Here is a 9,591-nt window from a genome sequence, read left to right as displayed (position 1 = left end):
GGATCCACCTGTACCCATACCGAACACAGAAGTTAAGCCTTCATGCGCCGATGGTACTTGGCTGGTAACGGCCTGGGAGAGTAGGTTATTGCCGGTTTGATTATTTATTAATCAAGCAATTATAATTATAGAGAGCTGTATGTTAAGCATCGGCTCTCTATTTTTTTAGGTTTCTTATAGAAAATTATTCTATTATTTATGGTATTATTAAATAAATGTGTTTAATTTTTATTAAAATAAAAGGAGAAGTTAAATGAAAATTGGTTTTGGTGCAGATCACGCAGGCTTTGCTTTAAAAGAAGAATTAAAAAAATATTTGGAAGAAAAGGGACATGAATGTATTGACTACGGTACATATAGTGAACAGAGAGTTGACTACCCTGATTATGGGAAAAAAGTTGCTCACGCACTTGTAGAAGGAGAAGTTGAAAAAGGAGTCCTTGTTTGTGGTTCTGGAATAGGAATTTCTATAAGTGCAAATAAAGTTAAGGGAATAAGATGTTGTGTTTGCTCAGAACCCTACTCTGCAAGAATGAGCGTAAGACATAATAATGCAAATATAATAGCCATGGGTGGAAGAATAGTTGGAACAGACCTTGCAAAAATGATAGTTGATGAATTTTTTAACAGTCAATTTGAAGGCGGCCGCCACGAAGCAAGGGTAAAAAAAATAGAAGAAGAATAAAAGGAATAGAAATGTTCTTTTTATTTTTATCCTTAGCTTAAAAAATTTCATATCTTAAATTAAAATAGAAAAATAAAAAAAGAGGTAAAATTATGTTAATGATTGAAGAAAGAGAAAAAATAGTAGAATTTGGAAAAAAATTAATAACTGACGGTTTAACCACAGGAACCGGAGGAAATATTTCCATTTTTAATAAGGAACTGGGATATTTTGCCATAAGCCCCAGCGGAATAGATTATTTTAAAACAAAAGTGGAAGATATAGTAATAATGGATTTGGATGGAAAAATAATAGAAGGAGAAAAAAAGCCTTCCAGTGAACATGAAATGCATCGCTATGTTTATTTAAATCACCCTCAAGCAGGAGCCACAGTTCATTGCCATTCCACCTATGCAACAGTGCTTTCAACTCTTAGAATGGATCTTCCAGCATCAAATTATATAATAGCCGATGCAGGAGATAAAGTTGTAAAATGTTCAAGATATGAAACTTTCGGCACTAAAGAACTGGCCCAAGCATCAATGGAAGCAATGGGACAAAGAAGAGCCTGTCTTCAAGCAAACCATGGTCAATTAACATGGGGAAAAGATATAGAATCAGCCTTTAACCTTGCCATGACTTTAGAACAACTTTGCAAAATTCATGTAATTTCTTTAAGTGCAGGAAAACCTCAAATTATAGAAGACGAAAAAATGGACGAAGTATTGGAAAAATTTAAAACTTACGGACAAAAGAAAAGAGATTAAAAAAAGACCCCTGAAGATAGAACTTTAGGGGCTTTTTATTTAAAAACTTATTTTAAAATACAAAACTTATAATCTCTTTCCTTAAAATAATTAATAACTAAAGGTAAACTTTTAAGGGTTAAGGGCTTAGTAGAGGCATCGTGCATTAAGACCACAGCAACCTCTGTATGCTTGTTTTGGTTCAAAGAGGTGTCAAGGTATTGGACTTGTTCATTTTCATCTTTAGGACGCACTCTGAACGGTTCAGCATCACCTGTAAGAGCATTCCAATCGATCCAAGTTATGCCTCTATCCTTTAAAGCAGCATCTGAAGCGTTAATACCAGCCCAAGACATGTGTCCTCCAGGGTATCTAAAAACATGAGCTGTAAAGTCATCACCAAATATTTTTTTAAGTCTTTTTTGAGTTAGAACAGCTTCATCAACAATAGTTTGAGCATCAGCAGTTCTTCCTGGATATAAAGTGGAATAGTCATGGCTAAAAGAATGAATAGCTATAGAATTTCCGTTTAGAATAGTTTTTCTTAAAACATCTTCATGATTTTCTGTTACGGCTTTACCTACAACAAAGAAAGTTCCGTGAACCTGATTTCTTTTTAAAATATCTAAGATGCCAGGCGTAATAGTGTTGTTAGGACCATCATCAAAAGTTAGAAAAACAAGTTTATCTTTTCCAGCATAGTCTTTTTCTCCACGAATATAATCTCTGATTTCTTCTGCAGGATAAGCGTAAGAATCAGCCTGAGTAATATGAGAAGAATCTTTTGAAATGACTTTTAACATGCCTGTAGCGGCATCTTGAGCCATAAAAGCAAACTCATAGGGTTTTTTAGGTATATATGAAGAATGGTCATATTGTCCTTTTTCTTCCCGCAAAATTTGCATAAGATACCAGGAAGCAAGACCCCTGTCCTCGGGAACCTTTATAGGTTCAACTTTTTTTCTTGAACAAGATTTCATAAGTAAAATCAATAAAATAAAAACAATTCCGCAAATAAAATAAAATCTTCTGCGAAGTTTTTGTTTTCTTATCCTTGCTCTTTTTCTTCTTTCATTCCTTCTTTTATCTAAATCATCATTAGAAATATTTTCTTTATTCATATTTTTGAAATTAGTATTGTCTTTCAAATTAATCACCTAAATAAGTATAACATATTTAACCTATAAAAATTTACACAAAAAAATTTATAAAAATTTCTTCATAAAAGAATCATGCCTTGGCCATAAATTTTGACTTTTAAAATTCTTCATGGAAAAGAAAACTCCATTTATCTCAGACCCTATTAAAATAATAATACTCATTAAATAGGTCCAGATAAAAAAAGCAAGAAGACTGCCAAGAGACCCATAAGTAACGGAATAGGATGCAAAAGTATTTAAATATCTTCCAAATAAAAAAGTAATGAAAATAAGAGAAATGGAAGTAAATAAAGCTCCAGGCATTACATTTTTAATCTTTACAAGACTTCTTGTGTAGGGATTAATTCCAAAATAATAAAGAACAATAAAAATTATAAAGATATAAATAAGAGGAAGGGAATTTTTCACTAAGTTGCTGAAAAGGTAACTGTAATCCCAATTTATTTTAAAAAACTTAAAAATATCTAAAATAAAGGTTTCTCCTATAATTTGAGTAAAAGTCAAAATAAAAACCATAATCATAAGGCAAACAGTAAAAAACATAGCCATAAGCCTTACTAAAAAATAATTTCTATTATCATCAGTTCCGTAAGATTTATTAACGTTCCACAAAATTTGCTTTATGCCACTTGATGCGGACCAAAGACCAAGAAAAAGTGAAAGGGAAAGAAAACCACCAGAAGAATTTTCCTCTAGCATCTGTATAAAATTGTAAACAATCCTTCCGATTTCTTTTGGCAAAAGACCTATTGCACTATAAACCGGATCATAATCTAAAATCTTTATAGAACCTATAAGGCTAAGAAGAGCAAAGACAAAAGGAAAAATTGAAATTAAAGAAAAAAATGACAGAGAGCCTGCCATAGCCAAAATATTCCCCTTAACAATCCTATAAAAAAGTTTATCAATAAAAATAAAAAAATTATTATTTCTTTTTTTATATAAAAAATCACTTAGCTTGTTCATAAGTACCTCACATATATTATATAATAAAAAGGAGAAAATATTTAAGAGGTGAAAAATGATTTTTAATATTTTAGTTTGTGATGACGAAAAAGACATAGTACATGCTATTGAAATATATTTTAAAGCTGAAGGCTACAGAGTTTTTAAAGCTTATAACGGAAAAGAAGCTTTGAAGATTATGGAAGAAGAAGACATTCATCTTGTAATAATGGATTTAATGATGCCGGAAATGGACGGAACAACAGCCATTTTAAAAATTAGAGAAAATAAAAACATCCCAATTATAATCCTCTCAGCAAAAGCGGAAATAACAGATAAGATTATAGGTCTTAACATAGGAGCTGATGACTATATAACAAAACCCTTTAATGCCATAGAACTTGTTGCCAGGGTAAATTCCGTTTTAAGAAGATATACAAGCCTTGGATCGGCAAACATAGCAAAAGACGAGTATTCTATAGGAAGGGTAAAAATTTTCGATTCTGCAAAAGTCGTAACTGTAGACGGAGAAGAAGTTTCTTTAACTCCCTATGAATATAAAATTTTACTTTATTTAGTACAAAATAAGGGCAGGGTATTTTCTTCCAATGAAATTTATAAATATGTATGGGAAGAAGAAGCCCATGATGTAAAAAAGATAATAAGCGTTCACATTTCCCACTTGAGGGATAAAATAGAAATAAATCCCCACAAACCCGATTTAATAAAATCAGTTTACGGAATGGGATACAAAATTGAAGGATAAAAATGGAAAACTCAGAAAAAAAACTTATAAAAATTCTTAAAGACATAAAAATGGAATTTGTCCTTTTAAATCTTCTTATAATTTTAGACTTTATATTTATAGATATAGGACATATTTTGGCACTAGGCCTATTCCTTTTAATTGTCCTTATAAAAATTTATAAAAAAAATTTTTTAAATTCCCTGTGGACCTTAAATTTATATGTAAGAAGAAGACAAAGCCCCTATTATATGTTGTCTTTTGTCTTTAATATCCTTTCCCTCATATTGATTTTATCAGCCCTAGTTACAAGAACGAAAATTTATTTTATAGTATTTTTACTTTTAAGACTTTGTCTTGAAATAGAAAGGCAAGTTTCCCAATATATAATTTTGTCAGATGCTATAAAAAAGACGGCAAGTTTTGAAAAAATAGAAATAGATGAAAATTTTGCCACTCAAAAAACAGTTAAAAATTTAAAAATGCTGGATAATATTTCCTTAGATATAAACCAAATGATACAGGAAAAAATGGAAAATGAAATGATGAAAGTGGAGCTTATAACAAATATATCTCACGATTTAAAAACTCCCCTAACTTCCATAATAAATTATGCAGACCTTTTAGAAAAAAAGAAGACCTTAGATGAAGAAGCAAAAGAATATATAAACATTTTGGGCAGAAATTCAAGAAGACTTAAATCCAGGATAATAGACCTAATTTACGCAGCAAGGACCAACGCCAAAAATATAAAAGTTGAAAAGGAAATTATAGAATTTAACGAACTTGTAAACCAAACTTATGGAGATTTTATAAGCTTGTTTGAAAAAAACAACTTGGATTTTATATATGACTCCGATAAGGAAAATATATTTATTTATTCAGACGGCAATTTAGTTTCAAGAGTTATTCAAAATCTTCTGTCAAACGCCTACAAATATTCCTTAAAGGGGACAAGAATCTATTCCAAAACAACAACAGATGAAAATAATATTTATTTTTCCATAAAAAATACCTCTGCAGAAAAATTAAATATATCAGCAGAGGAACTTATGAAAGAACTTGTAAAAGTAGACAGATCAAGAGCAAAAGAAGGCTCAGGCTTAGGTCTTTATATAAGTAAAAATTTAGTAGAGATTTTGGGAGGAAAATTTGAACTGGTAATAGATGGGGACTATTTTCAAACCTTTATTTCCCTTCCCATTGAAGGATCAGTTGTATCTTAAAAAGATGTTATTTACAGTATCAGCCACATTTTTACAAGTATCACAACATTTTTCCAGCCTGAAAATCAACTCTTCCCACTTAATAAGCTCATCAGGATTATTAAGGTCAAAAAGTTCTTTGTTTGCCCTTATATAAAGCCCATCAGCCTGATCTTCATAGGATCTTATAAGTTCAATGGATTTTTCCAGACTTTTAAAAGATTTTGGATTTTTCATATTGGACATAATATTAAAAATTTCCTTGCAGGAATTTTCAATTATATCTATAAAACCTTCCACTTGTGGAATGGTTTTTTTTATGTCATACATATAAAAACTTCTTATAACATCTTCAATAGAATCTACAACAGCATCAGTCGTTTGACCTAAAAGGGCGATATCTTCCCTTCTCATAGGAATTATATATTGTTTTTCAAGAGCCTTTTGTAAATTATGATTTATAGCATCAGCTTCATTTTCTATTTCATGAATTTCCATCATTATAAATCTCATATCATCGTAATTAAATTCATAAAAGGTTCTTCTCAGCATATCCGATGCCCTAACTGTATATTTTGAAAGCTCACTTAACATTTCATAAAAAATTTTATTAGCCATAAAGACCTCCAAGTAAAAAATAACATAAGAAAGATACTTTTACAATATTATATAAAATACCTTTATAAAAGTTTACACAATGCTTTAAAAAACTTTTCATTTAAGATATTATTTAATTATAAACAAAGGGAGGGAATAAATGCCGATAACTTATATTTTTGGACTCTTAGGAGGCTTTGCATTCTTTATTTACGGAATGGACTTAATGAGCGCCGGCCTTGAACTTGTAGCAGGAGATAGGCTACATAAATGGATTGAAAAAATGACATCATCAACCCTAAAAGGCCTCTTGGTAGGTATAGGAGTAACAGCCCTAATACAATCATCATCAGGCACCACTGTAATGGTAGTAGGTTTTGTAAACGCAGGACTTATGACTATTGAACAAGCAGTGGGAATTATCATGGGCGCAAACATAGGAACAACAATAACAGGTCAACTTGTAGCCTTGGACATTTCCAGCATCGCCCCATTACTTGCCTTTATTGGATTTTTTATCAGAAAATTTATAAAAAAACCAACAGTAAAATACTTAGGACAAGTAATCTTAGGACTTGGGCTTTTATTTATGGGAATGCAACTTATGAGTAGCTCCATGAGTCCCCTTAGAGAATATGAGGGATTTAGAAACTTACTTATAAGCATATCAAACCCACTCTTGGGAATTATAGCAGGAGCAGTAATAACAGCAATAATTCAAGCTTCAGCAGCATCTCTTGGAATATTACAAGCAATAGCCAACGAAGGCTTAATAGGTCTTCACGGATCCATGTATATTATTTGCGGCTTTAACATAGGAACATGTATAACAAGTGTCCTTTCCTCCATAGGAACATCAAAAAATGCTCAAAGAACAGCAGCAGTCCACGTGCTATTTAACCTTATAGGAACAATTATATTTGTTATCATTGCACAATTTATCCCAATAGATAAATTTATAGAAAGTATATCAAGAGCATTACCAGCAGCCCAAATAGCCAACATGCACACTTTTTTTAACATAATGGCAACAGTAATACTTATTCCCTTTTCAAAATACCTTGCTAAACTTTCAACCTTTATAATCAGAGGAAAAGATAAGGAACAAGAAGAAATGAGTCTTCAATATATAAATCCTAAAAAAACTATGAGAGAAGCAGCAACAGAACTTACAGACATCCGTGCAGAAGCCCATAGAATGATAGACATAGCCATTGCAAACTTTAAAATAAGCATGGACTTAATAAGTAAATTTGAAGAAGAAAAATACGAAACCGTATTTCACAATGAAAAAATTTTGAATTTTCTAAACTCCAACATAACAAGATATATTATTGGCTGCCTATCCATGGAAATGGACGAAAACATGGCAGCAAACTATACAGGCTATATGAGAATAGTAAGAGACGTTGAAAGAATAGGAGATCACGCAAAAAGTATAGCAGAAGGAGCAAAATTAAAAGAAGACAAAAAATTAATCTACACAGAAGAATCCATAAAAGAATTAAACGCAGTGCAAACCTCAATAAGCACAATGTTTAATACAGTTATAACGGAACTTCCATCTCAAGAGAAAAAAGATAGACTTAAATTTTTCTCAAACAGGATAGAAGCCTATGTAGATGATTATAGAAATGAACACATGGATAGAATGAGACTTGGCGTATGTGATCCTGAAAGCGGCCTTGTATTTGAAAAAACTTTAAGTGCCCTGGAAAGAATACAAGCCTATATCTACAACGTAGGAAAATTAATAATCAATTAAAAAAGAAAGGTGAAATTAATGGATAAAGTAAAACCCTCAACCCTTCCGGGCTTTATGGAACTCTTACCGGAGGAACAAATATTATTTAATAAAATGATGGACATAATCAGAAAGCATTACGAAGAAAATGGCTTTCTTCCCATAGACACACCAGTCCTTGAAAAAACCGAAGTCCTCTTAGCAAAAGGAGGAGGAGAAACGGAAAAACAAATTTACAGATTCACAAAAGGGGACACAGACATGAGTATGCGTTTTGACCTAACAGTACCCCTTGCAAGATATACAGTAGAACACTTTTCCGACCTAAACTTTCCCTTTAAAAGATATCAAATATCCAAAGTATATAGGGGCGAAAGAGCCCAAAGAGGAAGATTTAGAGAATTTTACCAATGCGACATAGACGCCATAGGAAATGGAAAACTTTCCCTTGTAAATGACGCCCAAATGCCTGTCATAATCTGTGGAATATTTAAAGACTTAAAACTTGGAAACTTTAAAGTTCACATAAACAACAGAAAAATATTAAAAGGATTTTTTGAAAACTTAGGAGCAAAAAAAGAAGAAGAAATATTAAGAACCATAGACAAACTTGACAAAATAGGCATGGGGAAAATGGTTGAAGAATTAAAAGATCAGGGCTTAAAAGAAGAAGAAATAGAAAAAATATTGGAATTTTTACAAATCCAAGGCAAAAACTCAGAAAAAATCTCAGCATTAAAAAGCTTAAAAATAGAAAACGAAAAATTTAAAGAAGGCATAGAAGAACTAAGTCAAGTTTTGGAATATATAGAAGCCTTTGGAGTATCAGAAGAAAACATAGAAGTAGACTTAAAAATAGCAAGAGGACTGGACTACTACACAGGGACAGTTTACGAAACATTCTTAACCGGCCATGAAGACGTAGGCAGCGTATGTTCAGGAGGAAGATACGATAACCTGGCAGAATACTATACAGACTTAAAACTTCCTGGAGTAGGAATATCCATAGGACTTTCAAGACTCTTCTTTAAACTCATGGAAAAAAACCTAATACAAGCAGAAAATAAATCCCTGGTAGACCTAATAGTAATCCCCATGGAAGGCTTTTTAACAGAAGGAATAAGACTTGTAAAAACCTTAAAAGAAAAGGGCATAAAGGCAATAATTTATTCAGAAGAAGGAAAAATAGGTAAAAAATTTAAATATGCAGACAAATTAAACATACCCTATTCCCTAGCATTGGGAGAAAATGAAATAAAAACAGGACTTTATCCCTTGAAAAACATGAAAACATCAGACCAAGAAGAACTTTCCATAGAAGAGATTTGTCAAAAATTAAAATAAAAAATAAAACAAAAATCCATTGAAATATGAAAAAATCAATGGATTTTTTATTTTGTTTAATTCGAATGATGGCGATCGGACCAATAGCAGATATTTGCAACCAAATCAAAGATTTGGGCAAATAGTTGCATGAGACCTACCACGATTTTTTGCAAAAATCGGGTTAGGTCTTCAAAATTGGTCCCTACATTGGTTTTAATTTTCAATTATTCAACATGGGATTTTGTGAGCTGTAGGGACCGGTTTACCGGTCCGTGTGTATCGTGTGGGAGAACAAAATCAATATTTGATTTAACATTTATTTTAAATTTTTGTTTTCTCGTCTTTTATTTTATTTAATTCGCCTGACGGTGCCGGACCAATAAATTGGTCCCTACATTCATATGCAGAGTTCTACTCTTTTGAAATCTTTACGCAAAAAATTACGCTACATTCCCATGT

General features: G+C 31.7%; 9 protein-coding genes and 1 rRNA gene. 7 read left to right on the top strand and 3 right to left on the bottom strand.

Translation table 11 applies throughout. The features are described 5' to 3' along the window. The 3 genes from rrf to J2S72_RS07900 all read left to right on the top strand — a co-directional run. Positions 1 to 97 (top strand): 5S ribosomal RNA (gene rrf / locus J2S72_RS07910); the annotation flags it as partial. Positions 98 to 253: 156 nt separating this feature from the next. Next, entirely contained in the window at positions 254 to 685 is a 432-nt protein-coding gene (rpiB, locus tag J2S72_RS07905) for a ribose 5-phosphate isomerase B (RefSeq protein WP_307495295.1), read from the top strand. 92 nt (positions 686 to 777) lie between these two features. Then, positions 778 to 1,431, top strand: a complete 654-nt coding sequence (locus J2S72_RS07900; protein WP_023056132.1) for an L-fuculose-phosphate aldolase — start codon at positions 778 to 780, stop codon at positions 1,429 to 1,431. A gap of 47 nt (positions 1,432 to 1,478) precedes the next feature. On the opposite strand, the gene J2S72_RS07895 is transcribed toward J2S72_RS07900, so the two are convergent. After that, a complete protein-coding gene (locus J2S72_RS07895; protein ID WP_307495294.1) occupies positions 1,479 to 2,558 on the bottom strand; it encodes a polysaccharide deacetylase family protein in 1,080 nt (359 codons plus the stop codon). A 57-nt stretch (positions 2,559 to 2,615) separates the two neighbouring features. Continuing rightward, entirely contained in the window at positions 2,616 to 3,536 is a 921-nt protein-coding gene (locus J2S72_RS07890; protein ID WP_023056133.1) for a YihY/virulence factor BrkB family protein, read from the bottom strand. Positions 3,537 to 3,591: 55 nt separating this feature from the next. Here J2S72_RS07890 and J2S72_RS07885 point away from each other — a divergent pair, with 55 nt between their 5' ends. After that, positions 3,592 to 4,281 (top strand): response regulator transcription factor, encoded by a 690-nt coding sequence (locus J2S72_RS07885; protein WP_023056126.1) that lies wholly within the window; start codon positions 3,592 to 3,594, stop codon positions 4,279 to 4,281. 2 nt (positions 4,282 to 4,283) lie between these two features. Further along, entirely contained in the window at positions 4,284 to 5,486 is a 1,203-nt protein-coding gene (locus J2S72_RS07880; RefSeq protein WP_307495293.1) for a sensor histidine kinase, read from the top strand. On the opposite strand, the gene J2S72_RS07875 is transcribed toward J2S72_RS07880, so the two are convergent. After that, positions 5,472 to 6,083, bottom strand: coding sequence for a DUF47 domain-containing protein (locus J2S72_RS07875; protein ID WP_023056124.1), 612 nt, complete (start codon positions 6,081 to 6,083; stop codon positions 5,472 to 5,474). The two genes, J2S72_RS07880 and J2S72_RS07875, sit on opposite strands and share 15 nt — an antisense overlap. 139 nt (positions 6,084 to 6,222) lie before the next feature. Between J2S72_RS07875 and J2S72_RS07870 the strand changes: the two genes are divergently transcribed. Together J2S72_RS07870 and hisS are read left to right on the top strand one after the other, a co-directional pair. Further along, entirely contained in the window at positions 6,223 to 7,827 is a 1,605-nt protein-coding gene (locus J2S72_RS07870; RefSeq protein ID WP_307495292.1) for a Na/Pi cotransporter family protein, read from the top strand. Between the two features lie 18 nt (positions 7,828 to 7,845). Further along, positions 7,846 to 9,150 carry a histidine--tRNA ligase gene (gene hisS / locus J2S72_RS07865; RefSeq protein WP_023056131.1) on the top strand — a complete coding sequence of 435 codons (1,305 nt, stop codon included), beginning with the start codon at positions 7,846 to 7,848 and terminating at the stop codon, positions 9,148 to 9,150. Positions 9,151 to 9,591: the final 441 nt, after the last annotated feature.

Origin of the sequence: Peptoniphilus koenoeneniae (genome assembly GCF_030812875.1) — a bacterium.
GTDB lineage: Bacteria > Bacillota > Clostridia > Tissierellales > Peptoniphilaceae > Peptoniphilus_B > Peptoniphilus_B koenoeneniae.
The sequence above is the reverse complement of the archived record's forward strand: the minus strand, read 5'-3'. Positions and strand labels throughout refer to the sequence as shown.

Coding starts and splice junctions, on each gene's coding strand:
- rpiB (WP_307495295.1), top strand. CDS start 254: ATGAAAATTGGTTTTGGTGCAGATCACGCAGGCTTTGCTTTAAAAGAA.
- hisS (WP_023056131.1), top strand. CDS start 7,846: ATGGATAAAGTAAAACCCTCAACCCTTCCGGGCTTTATGGAACTCTTA.
- J2S72_RS07885 (WP_023056126.1), top strand. CDS start 3,592: ATGATTTTTAATATTTTAGTTTGTGATGACGAAAAAGACATAGTACAT.
- J2S72_RS07890 (WP_023056133.1), bottom strand. CDS start 3,536: ATGAACAAGCTAAGTGATTTTTTATATAAAAAAAGAAATAATAATTTT.
- J2S72_RS07870 (WP_307495292.1), top strand. CDS start 6,223: ATGCCGATAACTTATATTTTTGGACTCTTAGGAGGCTTTGCATTCTTT.
- J2S72_RS07900 (WP_023056132.1), top strand. CDS start 778: ATGTTAATGATTGAAGAAAGAGAAAAAATAGTAGAATTTGGAAAAAAA.
- J2S72_RS07875 (WP_023056124.1), bottom strand. CDS start 6,083: ATGGCTAATAAAATTTTTTATGAAATGTTAAGTGAGCTTTCAAAATAT.
- J2S72_RS07880 (WP_307495293.1), top strand. CDS start 4,284: ATGGAAAACTCAGAAAAAAAACTTATAAAAATTCTTAAAGACATAAAA.